The 18,409-nt window shown below is 61.6% G+C and carries 20 protein-coding genes and 1 riboswitch; of the genes, 11 read left to right on the forward strand and 9 right to left on the reverse strand.

What is annotated here, in order from left to right; translation table 11 throughout:
• The first annotated feature begins 52 nt into the window (after positions 1-52).
• The gene (locus LMTR13_RS05845) at positions 53-1,222 is read left to right on the forward strand and encodes a protein-glutamate methylesterase/protein-glutamine glutaminase (RefSeq protein WP_065727058.1); all 1,170 of its coding nucleotides are present in this window, start codon (positions 53-55) and stop codon (positions 1,220-1,222) included.
• Positions 1,219-2,097 carry a CheR family methyltransferase gene (locus LMTR13_RS05850; RefSeq protein WP_065727059.1) on the forward strand — a complete coding sequence of 293 codons (879 nt, stop codon included), beginning with the start codon at positions 1,219-1,221 and terminating at the stop codon, positions 2,095-2,097. The genes LMTR13_RS05845 and LMTR13_RS05850 overlap by 4 nt, the downstream gene beginning before the upstream one ends.
• 22 nt (positions 2,098-2,119) lie before the next feature.
• Here LMTR13_RS05850 and LMTR13_RS05855 read toward each other — a convergent pair whose 3' ends face one another.
• The 5 genes from LMTR13_RS05855 to ctrA all read right to left on the reverse strand — a co-directional run bounded on the left by LMTR13_RS05855 (position 2,120) and on the right by ctrA (position 5,911).
• The gene (locus LMTR13_RS05855) at positions 2,120-3,277 is read right to left on the reverse strand and encodes a glutathionylspermidine synthase family protein (RefSeq protein ID WP_065727060.1); all 1,158 of its coding nucleotides are present in this window, start codon (positions 3,275-3,277) and stop codon (positions 2,120-2,122) included.
• 5 nt (positions 3,278-3,282) lie between these two features.
• Entirely contained in the window at positions 3,283-3,684 is a 402-nt protein-coding gene (locus LMTR13_RS05860) for a hypothetical protein (RefSeq protein ID WP_065727061.1), read from the reverse strand.
• A gap of 2 nt (positions 3,685-3,686) precedes the next feature.
• A complete protein-coding gene (locus tag LMTR13_RS05865; RefSeq protein WP_065727062.1) occupies positions 3,687-4,091 on the reverse strand; it encodes a DUF350 domain-containing protein in 405 nt (134 codons plus the stop codon).
• A 141-nt stretch (positions 4,092-4,232) separates the two neighbouring features.
• Positions 4,233-5,039 carry a cytochrome P460 family protein gene (locus LMTR13_RS05870; RefSeq protein ID WP_065727063.1) on the reverse strand — a complete coding sequence of 269 codons (807 nt, stop codon included), beginning with the start codon at positions 5,037-5,039 and terminating at the stop codon, positions 4,233-4,235.
• A 170-nt stretch (positions 5,040-5,209) separates the two neighbouring features.
• Positions 5,210-5,911 (reverse strand): response regulator transcription factor CtrA, encoded by a 702-nt coding sequence (ctrA, locus tag LMTR13_RS05875; protein WP_016848562.1) that lies wholly within the window; start codon positions 5,909-5,911, stop codon positions 5,210-5,212.
• A gap of 366 nt (positions 5,912-6,277) precedes the next feature.
• Between ctrA and fliI the strand changes: the two genes are divergently transcribed.
• The 4 genes from fliI to LMTR13_RS05895 all read left to right on the forward strand — a co-directional run bounded on the left by fliI (position 6,278) and on the right by LMTR13_RS05895 (position 9,783).
• Positions 6,278-7,603, forward strand: a complete 1,326-nt coding sequence (gene fliI, locus LMTR13_RS05880) for a flagellar protein export ATPase FliI (protein ID WP_065727064.1) — start codon at positions 6,278-6,280, stop codon at positions 7,601-7,603.
• Between the two features lie 109 nt (positions 7,604-7,712).
• On the forward strand, positions 7,713-8,129 hold the full coding sequence (gene fliJ, locus LMTR13_RS05885; RefSeq protein ID WP_057842912.1) for a flagellar export protein FliJ: 417 nt from the start codon (positions 7,713-7,715) through the stop codon (positions 8,127-8,129).
• A gap of 181 nt (positions 8,130-8,310) precedes the next feature.
• Entirely contained in the window at positions 8,311-8,868 is a 558-nt protein-coding gene (locus LMTR13_RS05890; protein ID WP_065727065.1) for a sigma-70 family RNA polymerase sigma factor, read from the forward strand.
• 3 nt (positions 8,869-8,871) lie between these two features.
• Entirely contained in the window at positions 8,872-9,783 is a 912-nt protein-coding gene (locus tag LMTR13_RS05895) for an anti-sigma factor (protein ID WP_065727066.1), read from the forward strand.
• Positions 9,784-10,111: 328 nt separating this feature from the next.
• Here the strand turns inward: LMTR13_RS05895 and LMTR13_RS05900 are convergent, their stop codons facing one another.
• Together LMTR13_RS05900 and flhA are read right to left on the reverse strand one after the other, a co-directional pair.
• A complete protein-coding gene (locus LMTR13_RS05900) occupies positions 10,112-10,318 on the reverse strand; it encodes a hypothetical protein (protein ID WP_065727067.1) in 207 nt (68 codons plus the stop codon).
• Positions 10,319-10,646: 328 nt separating this feature from the next.
• Positions 10,647-12,782, reverse strand: coding sequence for a flagellar biosynthesis protein FlhA (gene flhA, locus LMTR13_RS05905; protein WP_065727068.1), 2,136 nt, complete (start codon positions 12,780-12,782; stop codon positions 10,647-10,649).
• An 836-nt stretch (positions 12,783-13,618) separates the two neighbouring features.
• A riboswitch (Fluoride riboswitch) is annotated at positions 13,619-13,680 on the forward strand.
• A 27-nt stretch (positions 13,681-13,707) separates the two neighbouring features.
• Between flhA and crcB the strand changes: the two genes are divergently transcribed.
• The 5 genes from crcB (at position 13,708) to LMTR13_RS05930 (ending at position 17,275) form a co-directional block, all read left to right on the forward strand.
• Complete coding sequence (crcB, locus tag LMTR13_RS05910) at positions 13,708-14,091, forward strand: fluoride efflux transporter CrcB (RefSeq protein WP_065727069.1); 384 nt, start codon at positions 13,708-13,710, stop codon at positions 14,089-14,091.
• 2 nt (positions 14,092-14,093) lie between these two features.
• On the forward strand, positions 14,094-14,531 hold the full coding sequence (locus LMTR13_RS05915) for an EamA family transporter (RefSeq protein WP_065727070.1): 438 nt from the start codon (positions 14,094-14,096) through the stop codon (positions 14,529-14,531).
• A gap of 398 nt (positions 14,532-14,929) precedes the next feature.
• Positions 14,930-15,430 carry a hypothetical protein gene (locus LMTR13_RS05920; RefSeq protein WP_065727071.1) on the forward strand — a complete coding sequence of 167 codons (501 nt, stop codon included), beginning with the start codon at positions 14,930-14,932 and terminating at the stop codon, positions 15,428-15,430.
• A gap of 300 nt (positions 15,431-15,730) precedes the next feature.
• On the forward strand, positions 15,731-16,879 hold the full coding sequence (locus tag LMTR13_RS05925) for an OpgC domain-containing protein (RefSeq protein ID WP_065732461.1): 1,149 nt from the start codon (positions 15,731-15,733) through the stop codon (positions 16,877-16,879).
• A gap of 45 nt (positions 16,880-16,924) precedes the next feature.
• Positions 16,925-17,275 (forward strand): DUF6665 family protein, encoded by a 351-nt coding sequence (locus LMTR13_RS05930; RefSeq protein WP_065727072.1) that lies wholly within the window; start codon positions 16,925-16,927, stop codon positions 17,273-17,275.
• 446 nt (positions 17,276-17,721) lie between these two features.
• On the opposite strand, the gene LMTR13_RS05940 is transcribed toward LMTR13_RS05930, so the two are convergent.
• Positions 17,722-18,138, reverse strand: a complete 417-nt coding sequence (locus LMTR13_RS05940) for a hypothetical protein (RefSeq protein WP_065727074.1) — start codon at positions 18,136-18,138, stop codon at positions 17,722-17,724.
• On the reverse strand, positions 18,135-18,323 hold the full coding sequence (locus tag LMTR13_RS05945) for a hypothetical protein (protein ID WP_065727075.1): 189 nt from the start codon (positions 18,321-18,323) through the stop codon (positions 18,135-18,137). The genes LMTR13_RS05940 and LMTR13_RS05945 overlap by 4 nt, the downstream gene beginning before the upstream one ends.
• Positions 18,324-18,409: the final 86 nt, after the last annotated feature.

Genomic DNA, 18,409 nt, shown 5'->3' on the forward strand with positions numbered 1-18,409 from the left:
CCATCGGCGTTGGTTTTGCAAGTGTGCCGCTTGAGTTGGGTCGGGTGAAGTAATGAGTGTTGCGTTAACGAAGTCTCCGCCGCCAATCTCGACCAGGCAAGACAAGCTGCGCGTGATGGTGGTTGACGACTCCGTCGTGATCCGCGGGATGATCTCGCGCTGGATCGGCGCAGAGCCGGACATGGAGGTTTCCGCCTCCCTGCGCACCGGCCTCGACGCCGTCAACCAGATCGATCGCATCAAGCCCGATGTCGCGGTGCTCGACATCGAAATGCCGGAACTCGACGGCATTTCGGCACTGCCCCAGTTGCTTGCAAAAAAGCGCGACCTCGTCATCATCATGGCGTCGACGCTGACCCGCCGCAATGCGGAGATCAGCTTCAAGGCGCTCTCGCTCGGCGCCGCCGACTACATTCCAAAGCCGGAGAGCACGCGCGAGGCCACCGCTGCGGAGACCTTCCACCACGATCTGATCCAGAAGATCCGCCATCTGGGCGCCAGGGCTCGCCGCCGTGCGTCGCCTGCCGCGAGCCCTACGCTGCCACCAGCCTCCGAGCGGGTGCGCGAGGTATCGGTTCATCCGGTCTCGGCACCGGTTGCGCAACTGCCATTGGCGCGCCGGCCCTTCAGCATGCTGGCGCCGCGTGTGCTCCTGATCGGCTCGTCGACCGGGGGCCCGCAGGCCCTGATGGCGCTGGTCGCCGACATCGGGCCGGTGATCGATCGCTTTCCGGTGCTGATCACCCAGCACATGCCGCCAACCTTCACCACGATTCTAGCCGAGCATCTGGGACGTGCGAGCCGCCGGCCGGCGCATGAGGCCGTTGACGGCGAGATCGTCAAGCCCGGCCGGATCTATCTTGCGCCGGGTGGCCGTCACATGCGGGTCGCGCGCCATGGCGCCGACACCGTGATCGCGCTCGACGACGGGCCGCCGGTGAATTTCTGCAAGCCCGCGGTAGACCCGCTGTTCAACTCCGCCATCGATGTCTGGCACGGCGGCATCATGTCGGTGATTCTGACCGGCATGGGCTCCGACGGTATGCGCGGCGGCAAGGAGATCGTCGCCGCCGGCGGCAGCGTGATCGCCCAGGACGAAGCGACCAGCGTGGTGTGGGGCATGCCGGGCGCGGCCGCCAATGCAGGTATTTGCGCGGCGGTTCTGCCGCTCAATCAGATCGCGCCAAAACTGGTTCGGTTGTTTTCGGGAGATCGTTCGTGACGCCTTCAGACTATGAGTATCTGCGTAAGCTTCTGAAAGAGCGCTCCGGGCTCGATCTTTCGGCCGACAAGCAATATCTGGTCGAAAGCCGGCTGCTGCCGCTCGCGCGCAAGTCGAGCCTGCCGGGCATTTCGCAACTCGTCGAGAAGATGAAAGGCGGAGCCACCGCGTTGACGGCGGAGGTGGTCGAGGCGATGACCACCAACGAGACATTCTTCTTCCGCGACAAGATTCCGTTCGATCATTTGCGGGAAGCGGTGATTCCGGCGCTGGTACAGGCGCGCGCGGCCCGCCGCGCTTTACGCATCTGGTGCGCGGCTTCCTCTACCGGACAGGAACCGTATTCGATCGCGATGTGCCTGAAGGAGGCGGGATCCCTGCTGTCCGGCTGGCGCACCGAGATCGTCGCGACCGACCTGTCGCAGGCGGTGCTGGAAAAGTCGAAGGCCGGCATCTTCAGCCAGTTCGAGGTGCAGCGCGGGTTGCCGATTGGGTTGCTGGTCAAATATTTCACCCAGAACGGCGAGCTCTGGCAGATCAACGCCGAAATCCGCAGCATGGTGCAGCATCGTCAGCTCAACCTGCTGCAGGACTTCTCCCATCTCGGCGTGTTCGACGTCATCTTCTGCCGCAACGTGCTGATCTATTTCGATCAGAATACCAAGGCCAACATCTTCGAGCGGCTCTCCCGGATGATGGAGCCCGACGGCGTGCTGGCGCTGGGCGCTGCCGAGTCCGTGGTTGGCATCACCAACAGCTTCAAGCCCTATCCGGAACGGCGCGGACTTTATCGTCCGAACATCGCGCCGGTGATACGGGTAGGGGCGTCGACCCTGGTGCCGCAAACTCTGCGGGCGGTTGCTGCGGCGAGCTAACCGTGTTCTCCGACATGCCGCGCTACAAGATCGCGTGCGGCAGGAAACGCGACGTGTTGCCGGTGATGGGGTTCGCGTCCTCGCGGATCGACAGGCCGCATGGCGTGCGATCGACCAGCCAGCTTCCGAGCACCGGGTATTGGTCGGCGAAGCTCGGCAGCGGCGCGAAGGCCTGCCGGATGAATCCTTCCGCGCCATAGGGGCCCTGCTGCTCCGCCAGCGTGGTGCCGGCGCTGACGAGCGCGACGTTGGAGCCCTCGCGCGAATAGAGCGGCTTGCGCACGAACGAGGAGCCGAGCATTGCCGCCTTCGGATCGTCCTCGAAATAGGCCGGCAGCAGGTTGGGGTGCTTCGGAAACATCTCCCACAGCAGGGGAAGGATACCCTTGTTGGAGAGGATCGCCTTCCATGGCGGTTCAATCCAGCGGGTGGGTGTCGTCGCGAGTTTTTCGCCGAACGTGTCGCGGAACATCCATTCCCAGGGATAGAGCTTGAAGACAAGCTCGATTGCGCGGTCGTCGAGATCGACGAAGCGGCCATCGCCATCCAACCCGACGTCCTTGATATCCATGAATGTCGTCTTCAGTCCGGCCTGGCTCGCCGTGTCCTGCAGGTAGGTCAGCGTACCGGCATCCTCGGTATTGTCGGTCATTCCCATGAGATGAAGATGCCTGGCGCCGCCATGTTTCTTCCAGGCGTCGATCAGGCGCTCGTGGATTGAATTGAACTGATCGGCGCGTTTCGGGATGATGTTGCGCTCCATCGCCTGTTCGAGCCAGGCCCACTGAAAAACCGCCGCTTCGAAAATCGAAGTCGGCGTATCGGCGTTGTATTCCAGCAGTTTCGCCGGGCTCCAGCCGTCGTAGCTCAGGTCCAGCCGGCCGTAGAGGCTGGCATCGTCGCGGCGCCAGCTCTCGGACAGCAGCGGCCAGAAGGCTTCCGGTATTTTCAACCGCCGCAGATATTTTTCGTCCTTGATCGCTCGGTCGACCAGTTCAAGGCACATCGCATCGATCTCGGCGGTGGGCGCCTCGATCCGCCGTTCGATTTCCTGCAGCGTGAACGCGTAGTAGGCCCGCTCGTCCCAATAGCGTTCGCCATCGATGGTGTGAAAAGTAAACCCGACGTGTTCGGCGGTGGCGCGCCAGTCGTCACGTTCGGGGCAGTCGATCCGCTGCATGAAATTCAACCGCCTGAAAAGCCGATGGCACGCCCGAACGAGCCGAAGCCGCCGCGCTGCACCGCGTGCGAGCCGGAATGGGAGGAGGAATGGCTCGAGGAGGAGTAGTCGCTGTTATAGTAACCGCCGCGCGACGAGCCGCCCCCGGAGCCGCCGCCATGGCTCGAGGAAGAGCTGCGGGAGGAGCACTCGGCCGAATTTTGCGTCGGCGATGCCAGGTGCGGGTTTGGTTGCTCGCAAGTGCGGCTCGGCATCAGCGTGTAGGCGGCGCTGCCGATGGCAAACGTGCCCATCAGCAGGAGTGCTACATGGCCCGAACGCTTGGCCGGAGGTGGAGCCGGGCGCGGTGAGGCCGGTACCGAGACCGGTTTGCGTTTGCCGAATTCGTTGTCCGGTTTGTTGGCCATGGTCAGTAGATCATGCAAGCGGCGTTGATCGCGCCGGCGGCCAGCGAGGACAGTCCGAGCCAGATCGCGGCGGCGAGTTCGCCGGCCGCAATCCGCGCCGACAGTTTCGGCACCGGAATCCTAACGAGGTAGTAGACGATGATCTGCACGATCAGCGCGATCGCCGCCCAGATCAGGCAATCCCAGACATTGGCGGAATGGGCGATGGCGCTGACCAGCGGCAGCACGAAGCCGAGCAGGCTCAAGCCCAGTGCAATCGCGGCGGCCGGTTCGTTGGCGCGGATCAGGTCGAACTCGTTATGCGCGGTGACGCGGGTGTAGACGAAAAGATACGCGACCACGGCAACGATTGCCGTGCAGAAATAGACCAGGAACGCCGGCAGCCCGGCGAGGGATTGCAGGATCATTGAATTCGCCCCGACTCGTGCGTTTTGGAGGGTCGCACGATCTTTCAGTCGGTGCATGGAAGCAGACGGTTCAATCCCAAACAAAAACCCCGCCATACGGCGGGGTTCGCAAATCCTCCATGGCGGCCTTGACGCGGCCGGCTATTCCTTGACCTCGATCTTGCCCTTCATGGCCGGGTGCAGGCCGCAGATGTAATCGTAGATTCCTGCATCGGCGAGGGTCAGCTGGGTGGTCTGGCCTTTCAGCGCGATCGACGAGCGCTGCGCCTTGGGGCTGGTGATCGTCACCTGGTGCGGCGAGGAATCAGTGTTGTGCCAGGTGATGGTCTGGCCCTTGCTGACGACGACGGTCTCGGGCCCGAACTTGAAGTCGGAGATCGAGACCACACCGGGCCCCGGCGCGGGCTTTGCCATAGCGCCGTCGGGCGTGCCCTTCAGGCCCGCTAGTGAGATAACAAAATCCTGGCCGGCATGCGGCTTGTGGCAGGTGAAGCAGGCCGTCAAATTGGCCTTGTCGTTGACCTTCTTGTCCGGGCCAAACGCTTGGTACTCCCATTCGCCGTTCCGAATGTCATCCTTGTATTCGGTGCCCCAGCCCTCGCGCTTTTCCATCACCGTATAGGCGACGAGGTCGCCCTTCTGGAAACGGCCGTTGGCATCCTTGAGAGGCTCGCCGGCCGCATCGAGCTGCGCCTTGTACTGCACCAGCGTCAGGACCGTGCCGCTCGGGATCGGTTGCCCCTTGCGTACCGCGTCGACCGCTGCCGTCGTCGCATAGAGCTCGCGATACTGCTTGTTGTCGTAACGATCGACCGTGGCGTAGAGCGTGCCCCTGTCGAAATTTTCCGGGAAGGCGACCTTGTCGCCGCCGGCGAGCGCCGAATAGCCGACGAGCACGCCGGATGCCAGTCCAAGCGCGACTGCGGCAGCGAAGCTGACGTTTTTCATGACTTTCCCCTCGTTTGCGGACAATTCCGTCAAGTACGAGACACCGCGAAGCGGGTTTCAATCCGGGGAAGCGAATTTGTCGCGTGGCAATGGCCAAACAAAAACCCCGCCATTTCGGGCGGGGTCCAGTCGGGTGGAGTGAGCCGTTGGGCTCGCCGTAACCCCTGGCGTCAGGCGGGGATGCGTTCGTCCGCCTCGTGCGGCTCGCGCAGCACGTAGCCGCGGCCCCACACGGTTTCGATGAAGTTGCGGCCTTCGGAGGCGTTCGCGAGCTTCTTGCGCAGCTTGCAGATGAAGACGTCAATGATCTTCAGCTCGGGCTCGTCCATGCCGCCATAGAGGTGGTTGAGGAACATTTCCTTGGTCAGCGTGGTGCCCTTGCGGAGCGAGAGCAGCTCCAGCATCTGGTATTCCTTGCCGGTGAGGTGCACGCGCTGGCCGCCGACCTCGACCGTCTTGGTGTCGAGATTGACCACGAGATCGCCGGTCTGGATCACCGACTGGGCATGACCCTTGGAACGGCGCACGATCGCATGGATACGGGCGACCAGTTCGTCCTTGTGGAAGGGCTTGGTCATGTAGTCGTCGGCGCCGACGCCGAGACCCTTGACCTTGTCCTCGATGCCGGCGAGGCCGGAGAGGATCAGAATGGGGGTCTTGATTTTCGATACCCGGAGCTGCTTGAGCACGTCGTAGCCGGACATGTCGGGCAGGTTGAGGTCGAGAAGGATAATATCGTAGTCGTAAAGCTTACCCAGATCGACGCCTTCTTCCCCGAGGTCCGTCGTGTAGACGTTGAAACTCTCGGATTTAAGCATCAACTCAATCGACTGCGCGACGGCGCTGTCATCTTCTATCAGCAAAACGCGCATGCCAGTCCCCTTTAGTCCGCCGCTCCGGGCGTCAGGTCGGCCGCACTTGCGGCACTCAAAACGCCTTTAACAACTGATTCGGATCCTGACAGACACATGGTTAACAAAATCTGATTCCGGTTCGCAAGGTCTTTAAGTGCAATTTTTAGCGAATCGCCCTAAGATGTTGCTCGGAAGCAGCTTTTCTCCACTGTGTCCACTCAGGTTCCGGATTAAGAGACGGGCCTAACCGACTCCCGCGTTTTGCCCTTCTTCTGACGGGCAAGCGCTCTCAGTCACCAAAGACAGTGACGCAATGATTAATGATGCGGGTAAACACGAGGTTAAGCGCCCTCGGTTAAAGCGCGGAAACTTAAGGTTTTCGCAATGAAGGCGCTGGCGGAGCAAATCGGCGATATCGACGGCGTCAATATATATGGCCGTGTCGTGGGCGTGCGCGGCCTGATGGTCGAGATCGCGGGGCCCATCCATGCAATGTCGGTCGGCGCCCGCATCGTGATCGAGACCGGCGGAAGCCGTTTCATCCCGGCCGAAGTGATCGGCTTTTCCGGCAGCAATGCTGTCGTGATGCCGTTCGGCGGACTGGACGGGGTCCGGCGCGGTTGCCGCGCGGTCATTGCGACGGCGGCAAGCCAGGTGCGGCCGTCGCCGGCCTGGCTCGGCCGCGTCATCAACGCCATGGGGGAACCGATCGACGGTAAGGGACCGCTGGTGCAGGGCCCGTCGCCGATGCCCTATCGCAATGCGCCGCCGCCGGCGCATTCGCGCAAGCGCGTCGGGGCGCCGCTCGATCTCGGCGTGCGAGCGCTCAATACCTTCCTGACCTGCTGTCGAGGCCAGCGGCTCGGCATCTTCGCCGGTTCCGGCGTCGGCAAATCGGTGCTGCTGTCGATGCTGGCGCGCAATGTCGACGCCGACATCACCGTGATCGGCCTGATCGGCGAACGCGGCCGCGAGGTGCAGGAATTTCTGCAGGAGGATCTCGGCGACGAAGGTCTCGCGCGCTCGGTCGTGGTGGTGGCGACGTCGGACGAGCCCGCCTTGATGCGGCGGCAGGCCGCCTATCTGACGCTGGCGATATCGGAGTATTTTCGCGACGAAGACAAGGACGTCCTGTGCCTGATGGATTCGGTCACGCGCTTTGCGATGGCGCAGCGCGAGATCGGGCTGTCGGCCGGCGAGCCGCCGACCGCCAAGGGCTATACGCCGACCGTGTTTACGGAATTGCCAAAGCTTCTCGAGCGGGCAGGACCAGGCACCGGCGTTGGCACCATCACCGCCATCTTCACGGTGCTGGTCGATGGCGACGACCACAACGAGCCGATCGCGGACGCGGTTCGCGGCATTCTCGATGGCCATATCGTGATGCAGCGCTCGATTGCAGAGCGTGGGCGATTTCCCGCGATCAATATTCTTAAATCGGTCTCGCGCACCATGCCGAGATCGGCCAATCCCGATTATCTTCCCATCATCATGCGGGGCCGCCAGGTGATGGCGACCTACGCCGACATGGAGGAGCTGATCCGGCTCGGCGCCTACCGGGCAGGTTCCAGCCCCGAGGTCGATGAGGCGATCCGGCTGCACGAGCCGCTGGAAGCCTTCCTGCGCCAGGCCAAGGACGAAAAATCGAGCCTCGATGACGGCTACCGCCAATTGGCGCATATCCTCGCCAATTTGGAAACGGAACGCTAACTTTGTCAGGCCATCATCCCCGGCACATGATTAACGACGCCGGTGGGGCCCCCCGAGGGAGCCGGCTCCGTCCCGCGTTCAGATTGGGACTTCTGGGGAGTATGAGTCGATGAAGTCACGAGAAACGCTGATCCGCCTGAAGAAATTTCAGGTCGACGAGAAGCGCCGTAGGGTTACCCAGATCGAAGGCATGATCGCCGACTTCCAGCGCATGTCGGTCGATCTCGAGCGCGAAATCCAGACCGAGCAGGAGCGGGCCGGAATCAACGACCCCTCCCATTTCGCCTATCCGACCTACGCCAAGGCCGCGATCCAGCGGCGGGAAAACCTGACCCGTTCGGCCGACGAGCTGCGCATCCAACTCGAGGATGCCAAAAGCCTGCTCAGCGAAGCCTTCGAGGAATTGAAGAAGGTCGAACTGCTCGACGAGCGCGACCAGGCGCGCGAGCGCGCCGAGGAGAGCGCCCGCGAGCAGGCCGATATGGATTCGATCGGCCTGATGCGCGCCCGGCTTGGCGTCGCCTGACGCTTCTCACACCTATCGGTTGAAGGAATCGAAATCCCGGGCCGCAAGGCCCGGGATTTTCTTTGTCAATCGTCCCGGAATCGGCGACTTGGTGCCTGATTTGACGCAGGGTATGGTACGAAACTTCTCGATTGCTCCAGCGTACGACGCGATGGAGGACCGAGATCTTGGGGGGCGTTGAATGCTGACGCCAGCGGAGCTGGTCTGGCTGATTGCCGCGGTGGCGAAGGGGGATGAGGCCGCTTTTGAGCGCCTTTACGCCGCCACGCGCGCGAAACTCTTCGGCGTCGTGCTCCGTATCTTGCGGCGTCAGGACCTCGCAGAGGAGGTCATTCAGGAGGCTTACGTCAAGATCTGGAACAGCGCCGGAAAGTTCAACCCGGCGCTCGCTTCGCCGATCACGTGGATGGTGTCGATCGCGCGCAACCGGGCGATCGACGTGGTGCGCAAGCGAAGCGAAAGCTCGATCGAGGAGGAGCCGACCGCTATGGAAGTGGCCGCCGATTCACCCGATCCGCTGGCGCGGCGCGAGATGACGGAAGAGTTGAAGCGGTTGCTGGAATGCGTCGGCCGCCTTGAGCCGGATCGACAGAAGCTCGTGCTGCTCGCCTATTACAACGGCTGGAGCCGCGAACAGCTCGCCGCCAAGTTCGAGACGCCGGTGAATACGGTGAAGACGTGGCTGCGCCGCAGCATGATGGAAATAAGGGAGTGTCTCGGACTAGGATCCGGATCTTGAACGATGGCCTATAGCGAAGACCATATCGCGCTCGCTGCGGAATATGCGCTCGGCACCCTCGATGCCGACGAGCGCGCGCAGGTCGAGACCATGATGGCCGTCGATGCCGAATACAGCGCGATCGTCCACGCCTGGGAATACCGGCTCGGCACGCTGAACCAGATGGTCGGTTCGGTCGAGCCGCGGCCGATCGTGTGGGAAAACATCAAGGCCGCGATCGGGCATTCCACACAAGTGCAGGCGCCGCTGGCGCTGCCCGAGGCGCCGCAGCCTGCGCCGCCGCCCGAACCTGCAGCCGAGCCGGTGGAGGCTCCCGCGGTGGCCGAGGCGCCGCCGGTCGTCGCGTACAATACAATCGCGGATAATTCGAATGTCATCCAGTTGACGGGCCGCGCGAAGCGCTGGCGCAATGTGGCTTCCTTTGCCACCGCGATTGCCGCAGCGCTCATCGCGATGCTGGCGGTGCAGGTCTATCGGCCGGAGCTGCTACCCGAGGCGCTGCGGCCGAAGCCGCGCATCCAGACGGTCGAGGTGAAGACGCCGGCGCCACCGCCTGCACCATCGGCGCAATATGTTGCGCTGCTGCAGCGTGACGGCGGCTCGCCCGCGTTCATTTTGACGGTCGACGCGGCGACCAAAAATTTCACGGTCCGCAAGGTCGGGGCCGATGCCGAGCCGGGCAAGAGCTTTGAGCTCTGGCTGATCTCCGACAAGCTGCCGCAGCCGCGCTCGCTCGGCGTGATCGGCGGCAGCGATTTTACGGCGCGCCCGGTGCTCGCCGACTACGACGCCAGTACGATCAATACAGCGACCTATGCCGTTACCGTCGAACAGGTCGGCGGCTCGCCGACCGGCCAGCCGACCTCGGCGCCGATCTACACTGGCAAGCTGATCGAGACGGTGCCGGCGCGCTAAAGCGCGATGAGATTTGGATAAATCGTCATCGCGCTTTAGGTCTTTGTTGGAGCATGATCTTTTCGGAAAACCACTTCACACTTTTCCGGATCGTGCTCTAGCGTTGACCGCCCAAACAAAATATCGAAAACAACCCCATGCAAAGTAGCCGTCAAGGGCCGGCGGGCACTCCGGAAACCAGCCGCAAAAAAGAAAACGCCCGTGGGGAGCGGGCGTTTTCGCAGTCAACTTGGGGGTAGTTGGGGTCTTAAATATCCACACGGCGACTTTGGGGGGCTGTAAAGAGCCGCGTGAATTCCGTGAATTCCTCTGTTTGCGGATTCCTCCGTTAGCGTACGACTGAGTTACCGGAGCTGGTGATCGCCACCGGCTTGCCGGCCTTCATCACGCCCGTACTCGCGGTCTGGGTGAGACCTTCATCCGAGGTGTTGCGTGCGGAGATGCTGAACCCGGCGACCACGATACCTGCCACAAGGGCCACGACCACGATCTTGAGATGGGTCGTGCGATCTGCGCTGTAGATCGAATGGTTCATGGAAGTCTCCTGCCGCCTTCCGGCCTGTAGATTTATCGGATGCGCCGACAGGCTGGTTCAACGTCTCGCGTCAGGAAACGTAGGAATCCGGGATCCCGTTCCAAAGAGGCGATCACAAGCCGGTGAAAAGACTTGAACTACCGCGATTGGAACGCCCGGGGCGGTCACCTACCATGAATAAATATTCAGCTACCATAATGACTTATGCGGAAGCCGTCGCCTTCGAATGCCGAATGGCGCGGGATCGGCCATTTTCGACAAACCATTTGCCTGTGGCGAAAATGCTTCGGCAGCAAACCGCTGATTTGCCGTTATTTTCGGCCCGCGCCTAGATGCTGCCGACCGTCTTCAGCCGCGCGCGGGGATGGATTTCCGCCTGCGACAGCACGGTGGTTTGCGAGCGGAAGCGCTCGACCAGCGAGCGCACGAACGGCCGGATCGCAGCCGACGTCACCAGCACCGGCGCCTCACCCTCGCGTGCCGCCTGCTCGAAGGCGTTGCGGACGCTTGTCATGAACTCCGACAGTTTTGAGGGCTGCATGGCGAGGCTGCGCTCTTCGCCCTGGCCCACGATCGATTCCGCAAATGCCTGTTCCCACCGCGCTGACAACGCGATCAGCGGCAGGTAGCCGTTGTATGTGGTATTCTGGGCGCAGATCTGGCGCGCCAGGCGAGCGCGGACGTGCTCGACCATGATGGCGGGGTTGCGCGAGAACGCGAGCGCGTCGGCGATGCCTTCGAGGATGGTGGAAAGGTCGCGGATCGAGATACGCTCTGCCAGGAGTAGCTGCAGCACGCGCTGGATGCCCGACACCGTGACCTGGCTCGGCACGATATCTTTGACCAGTTCACCCTGTTCCTTCGGCAGGTCCTTCAGCAGCTTCTGTACCTCGCCATAGGATAAGAGGTCGCTCATGTTGTTCTTGAGCAGCTCGGTCAGGTGCGTCGACAGCACGGTCGCGGCATCGACCACGGTGTAGCCCTTCAGCGACGCCTCTTCCTTCAGCGCGGCATCGACCCAGGTGGCGGGCAGACCGAACGTCGGCTCGACGGTGTGGATGCCGGGCACGCCGACCTGGTTGCCGGCTGGATCCATGACCATGAACTGGTTCGGCCAGATCTTGCCGGTGCCGGCGTCCACTTCCTTGATCTTGATGACGTAGGTGTTGGCCTCGAGCTGGACGTTGTCGAGGATGCGTACCGCCGGCATCACAAAGCCCATTTCGATGGCGAGCGAGCGGCGCAGCGCCTTGATCTGCTCGGTCAGGCGGTCGGTGCCGTCAGGACCGTTGACCAGCGGCAACAGCGCATAGCCGAGCTCGATCTTGAGGTCGTCGATCTTGAGCGCGCTGGCGATCGGCTCTTCGGCCGCGGCCTGGGCGGCAGCGGCGGCGAGTTCGGGCGCAGCGGCCGCGGCGGCTTCGGCCGCCTTGGTGACGTGGTTGTGGTTTCGCGCTTTCCAGGCGAGCGCCGCGGCGCCGCCGCCGAGCGCCAGGAACGGCAGCATCGGGATGCCCGGCAACAGCGCCAGCACCAGCATCACGCCGGCGGACATGCCGAGCGCCTGCGGGTAACCCGAGAGCTGTTTCATCAGCGCCTTGTCGGCCGCACCGGTGATGCCGGCTTTCGACACCAAGAGGCCCGCGGCGGTCGAGACGATCAGCGCCGGCACCTGCGTCACCAGGCCGTCGCCGACCGTCAGAATGGTATACGTGCGAGCGGCATCGCCAAAGCTCATCCCCTGCTGGGCGACGCCGATGATGATGCCGCCGATGACGTTGATGAACACCACCAGGAGGCCGGCGATAGCGTCGCCGCGGACGAATTTCGAGGCGCCGTCCATGGCGCCGAAGAAGCCGCTTTCGTCCTCCAGCGCCTTGCGGCGAGCCTTGGCGGTTTGCTCGTCGATCAGGCCGGCGGACAGATCGGCGTCGATCGCCATCTGCTTGCCCGGCATCGAGTCCAGTTGGAAGCGGGCCGCGACTTCGGCGATGCGACCCGAACCCTTGGTGATGACGACGAAGTTCACGATCACGAGAATCGCGAACACGATAATTCCGATCACGAAATTACCGCCCATCACGAAATTGCCGAAGGCTTCGATGACGTGGCCGGCGGCGGCCGTGCCCTCATGGCCGTGCGACAGGATGAGGCGCGTGGACGCCATGTTCAGCGACAGCCGCAGCATGGTCGAGATCAAGAGCACGGTCGGAAACGACGAGAATTCCAGCGGCGTCTGGATGAACAGCGCCGTCATCAGGATCAGGATCGACACCGTGATCGAGATCGCCAGGAAGAGATCCAGCACGATCGCCGGCAGCGGCAGGATCAGCACCACCAGGATGGTGAGGACGCCGAGCGCCAGCGCCAGATCGCCACGCTTCAGGATATCGCCGACTTCACCAAGGCTTGGAAATTTGCCGCTTGCGCCTGCGCCGCCCTGACCCGCCGTCACATCGACCATGGTAGCCGCTTCCCCCCGCGTCTGCCGCCATCGGGCGCCAGACGTCTTGGCGGCGGCCGAAGGGCCGCCGTTCCGAAAGTGAGGCACCGCACTGGCGTCCACGGGGTTCCTCCCGTTCTACGCGGCCGACGACACTCGACTTCACCCGGCAATTTTTGCCCGGTGTATGGTTAGCAAAGGGTTAACGGCAGGTGGTTAAGGCCGTCATTCCGGGGCGATGCGTCAGCATCGAACTACGATGTGCAAGCGCACATCGGAGAATCTCGCGCCCCACACCGAACTGTCATACCCCGCGCATGCGGGGTATCCAGCACGCCGCGGCCCATCGGCTCTATCGCTGGCCTCTGGAATATTGGAACCGTTCGCCCAAAGAGAAGAGGGCGCAGAAAATGCCGGGTGCCGGCTGGCACCCGCGGTCTCGTGTGCAAGAGATTGCGAAGATGCGCACACGAGCATACAGGTACAGCCGGAGCATTCCGGCATTCCCTGCGCAGTGGGTTTACGGCTTATGCCGAGCTCTCCCTGGAGACGAATTCCTCTTGCCACCATCGCCGGCGAATTGACGATCCCGCGCGGGCGCCAGGACCACACGGTTTTGCCGTACGCTTCAGCACCGCTCGTCTGCCGCGTTGGCCGCCAAAATCCGTCACCTGCATTTCACGGGCGTCGACGGCCTTCCTTTCGAACTATTCCTGAGTCAGGCTTCAAATGAAGTTGGGTACGCTCAATGACTCCCTGAGCGTCGTTTTGAACTCGCCGCGTTAGGCATTAGCGCGAGTTCCAGTTGGGAGCGTAGGCAGGGCTTGCTGACGCAGACTTTCTCGCTTATCTGACTTCAAGGTGATGGGGATGGAGTCCCCCGATAACCGCCGTCTCGGCTGATGACTCCTACCGGAGCGCGAGAGCGCAGGTAGGAGTATGCCCAATGACCTTTCAATCCATCCTTTCTGTAGCGGCCGGCGGCGCTCTGGGATCAGTTGCACGATACTTGGTCGGCATCGGCTCAGGTAAGCTGTCCAGAAGCGACTTTCCGTGGGGCACGCTGATCATCAACGTGACTGGCTCATTTCTGATTGGCGCATTGGCAGGCTTGATTGCAGCCAAATGGGACCTGTCACAGACGATGCGGATGTTCCTGACAGTCGGCATCTGTGGCGGCTTCACAACGTTTTCGACGTTCTCCCTCGACGCTTACTACTTAATTGAACGCGGCCAGACCTGGGCATCATCTGCTTACGTGGTTGCGTCGGTAGCGCTGTCCGTTGGAGCACTGATCGCCGCGTTGCGGCTCGTGCGGGCACTTCCCTGAGCATGAAAAATCTCCTGCTCTCTTGGGTATTTTGGGCGTTGCTTTCCGCAGCATTCGCGGCCCTAACGGCCGTCTTCGCAAAGGTCGGCATTGAGAACGTCAACTCGGACTTGGCGACGTTTATTCGCACTGTGGTCATCCTGTTGGTGGCCGCACTGATCGTCTACGCCTCGGGAGGCTGGCAACAGCCGTCCAGCGTTTCCTTGAAGACGTGGGTGTTCCTCATCCTCTCGGGTGCCGCGACAGGCGCTTCCTGGATTTGCTACTTTCGCGCCTTGAAGCTGGGGGATGCCGCGCGTGTTGCTCCGATCGATAAGCTCAGCGTCGTCTTCGTGTCGGTTTTCGCGGTGCTCTTCCTCGGTGAACGACTTTCGCTGCCAAATTGGCTCGGCGTGACTTTGATCGCGTGCGGTGCCGTTCTTGTTGCCTACCGAGCATAGCAACGTCCTGATGGGGATCACGACATACGGTTAGCAAGTAGATCCTATGGGGTGACAGGTGGTCAGGAGGTAAGCTGAGTTTCCAACCATCAACTCACCGCGAGGATCCGCATGAGCAAGGCGATGTGCGGGGCTCGGCATAACCAGCCCGGATGTCGCTTCGCTCATCCGGGCTGCGCTTGCTTTCTCTACACGCGTTCGGCTGGTGCTAACCTCCTTTACCCAGGCAAGCGATCCCGTTCCTCCATTCAACGTTCGCGCGTCGGGAACATCCACGCCGGCGTTAACCCTATCGGCAAACAGACTGGACGTGGCTCGAGTTGTTACGCGAGCCGCCGCCAAGTTGCCTCATTAGATCGGAGAATTTTCACCGGCACTAAACCAATCGGAGGAGCATCATGCTCAGAATGGTGTTGGTGGGCCTCCTCATCCCATTGGGTGTAGGAGCGCTAGTGGCAATGGAACTCGGAACGCCAGCGCGTAATGCAGAAGTGGTCGTCCAGCCGCTTGCCGAGACAACCGTGGCCGTTTCCGATTCACATGTTGCATTGGCGAAGGCTGATCGACTTGAAATTGCTGCGCCGAGCATCGAGACACCGGCGCAACCTGCGCTAGTCGACGAACGTATTTCTCCGTCGGAAGACATCAGTGTCGGTCCTTCGGAGCCCCCAAGGGTGATCAACCGCCATCGACACGATTCCAAATCAAAGAAGGTCGTTACCGCCGCCCGTCCAAAGAAGGTCGCCGCCGCCCGTCCTAAGCCGAAGCCAAAGACCACCGTTATCAAGCGAACGACCATTTCCGAGCGGCGAAAGGCCGTCAGCGACACCGAGCCCTGTCGGCTGAGCGCGTTTGGTGGCTTGCGCAAGGCCTTGAATTCAGTCGACTGCGAAATCTGATTCATTGGAATGGCTTCGGTGTAAGCACGCGGTCCGAAACTTCGTGCTTCAAGGAATCAGCAAGCAGCCCGCATGAGCGCACGCGATATGCGGGACTCGGCATGACCCGGATGTCGCTTCGGCTACGCTTGCTGACGATCGCGCGGACCTCAATCGCGGGGCTCAAATGATCACGTGCAACGCCGACAGCACTCAACGCTCGCGCGCAGATTCGCCTGAAAAAATAAGCCTTTAATGGTGAACGAGCTCACACCAGGAGCTCGAGCGGCGGGTCCATTTTGCTGGCTCGGGGTGATCGAGATGCGCGACCGAATTACCATCCCTAAGTTCGTCGTCGGCGAGCTGCCGGAGTTGAAAGGCGAAGGCCGCGACCTGCGAATAGATGCCTGCCGAGGCATCGCGCTGTGGTTCATCTTTCTTGACCATGTTCCCAACAATATCGGAGCTTGGCTGACGCTGCGGAACTACGGCTTCAGCGATGCCGCGGAAGTGTTCATGTTCGTCTCGGGCGTAACCTGCGCGCTGGCCTACGGCAGGGCATGGCGCTGCGAGGGCTGGACCGGAGTGATCAGCCGAACGCTGCGGCGAAGCTGGGACATTTATGTCGCATTTCTGCTGCTCACGCTCGCTTGCGCCATCCTGGTTCACCTGGCGGGCACTGGCCGTCTTGCTGACGAGAGCAATACGCGTATCTTGCTGGACCATCCCGGCGCGACGCTCGCGCGCGCGGCGGTCCTGCAATACCGTCCGGTCAATACCGACGTGTTGGCAGTCTTCGTGCTTCTTCACCTCTTGTTCGCGCCGCTGCTGTGGCTGCTGCTGCGAGCGCCGAACGCGACGCTTGGCGCCTCGCTGGCGCTTTATGTGTTGGTGCATGCCTTTGGCTGGACCTTCCCGGCGTGGCCGAACGGCCACTGGGCTTTCAATCCGCTGGCCTGGCAATTGCTGTTCGTGCTTGGCGCGTGGTGGATGATCGAGGGCAAGAGGCCCCGGTCATGGGTGACGTCACGCACCACGCTTATGCTTGCCGCTCTGTATCTGCTCTTCACCCTGGTCATCGCATTGAGCTGGCGCATCAAACTGCTGGAAACACTGATCCCGGAGGCGTTGGCGAAACTGACTTACCCATTGGACAAATCGAATCTCGATCTATTGCGCCTGCTGCATTTTTTGGCCCTTGCGGTTTTGGCGTCATGGCTCGTGCCTCGCAATTGGCGAGGGTTGACGACGCCGGTGATGCGCGGCGCGATCCTCTGTGGCCAGAACTCGCTGCCAATCTTTTGCCTCGGCGTTCTCTTGACGTTCGCCAGCCACGTGGCGCTGCTCGACATTTCAGACGGACTTGCGATGCAGATAGCATTGAGTCTCACTGGCATCGCAGCGATGATCGTGACCGCAACTCTGCTAAGCTCGATCAGCATCAAACCCAGGCAGCGATCGCAACAATAATGCGCATCGTTGCGCATGCGATCCGAATGGCGCTATACATTTCCCATGTCCCGCGATTTTCGCCTTGATCGCACTTCCGTCGACGTTCTCAACTATGAGATCGCCCAGGATCAGGCCGTGGCGCTCGGACGGATGGGGCGAGCGCTGGAAGCGGCCCTCGCCAGGCTGCGGGAGTTCGATGCCACCCAGCCACGCTCGGGCGCGCCGGCGTCAGCGCAACAGGCGCGGCGCATCCTGGTGACGGAGGCCGGCCACGCGCTCTGGATGTACGTGGTGCAGCGAGAGGCGTGTGGCTTGCGCGACAGCCGCCCTGTCATGCGCGACTATAACGTGCCGAACGAGGTGCAGCAGTGCATGGGAGCGGTCCCCGCTACATCGAAGCTGTCAACAACGTGACTTACTGAGTTGCAACGCCCCCTCGAGGTTCGAGATGGTAGGAAGCCACCTTGGACGCCTTCCGCGGCTGCTCTCGATTGCAGCGGTTACTGCTCTTCAGCCCAATCCGTTTTCTCGCAGTTGAGGCAGCGGAGGAGGCGAAAGTTCTTGCCCTGGCGACTGTCGAGGATCGCCACGGGCCGCGCTATGCCGCCGCAATGATTGCAAGTTGGATGATGAGGCGGATGACACCGCCCGGCGTCGCTCGCATCTCGTACGTCCTTCATCGCACCCTCCTCTAAGGGCGACTCACGTAAGACAAAGCGCACGCTGGTTCCAAGAACGCGTCCGGGTCGGCCTTCGATGCGCGAGTTGTCGTGCGAACGGCAGAAATCAGCGTTAACTCAACAACAGGCACCAGTGAGCACAAAAAGCCGAAGCCAAGAACCAGGCGAACCGTCAATTTTCTAATTTAAAAGCCAGATCCTTCCGCTCCATAACTCATCAAAAGTGTCAGGGACGTAATTCGGCGCCCGCGCTTGCACGGCTTCCTCAGGTGCCCACGCTTGCACGGCTTCCTTCGGCGCCCACGCTTGCGCGTCCAGTGGATTGAAGCGCTTCTCCGGGACTATGTTCACAACATCCTTGAGCAGGGGTTGCGCGGACACGCCCTTCCACTCCAGCAAGTCTTTCGAAAGCCCCGGCTTGCCTTCGTACCAGCATTTTCGTCCGTCGATGAGACGATACGACCACCATTTTCCATTCGGATTCGACGGCGCCGCGGCGCTGCATTGCTGTTTCGCTTCCACACTTGGCATTCCCAACAACAACAACAGCGCAGCAACCAAGGCCGTCAAAGTCATTGATGAAAGCCGCTTGCTCATTTGCGTAGCTCGAAGCAACTACGTTGCTGCAAACGGCTCACAGCAGCCATCACATCGGGGCGTTCGAGAACTTCAATCAACTTGTCGAGGATACGCTCATTGTCTTGCGGGCGGGGTTGCAGGTATTCTTCCAGTATGAGTTGCGCCTCGCCAATTGCCTGAATAGCCAATTGTTGATCAGTCATACTCGTTACTCACAAAAGCGCCCCGCTGAAAGAAAGAAGGCAAATCAAGACCCCATTTGGAATTTTCCCCCGATTTTTATCGGAGT

The organism is Bradyrhizobium icense (assembly GCF_001693385.1).
GTDB classification, from domain to species: Bacteria; Pseudomonadota; Alphaproteobacteria; order Rhizobiales; family Xanthobacteraceae; genus Bradyrhizobium; species Bradyrhizobium icense.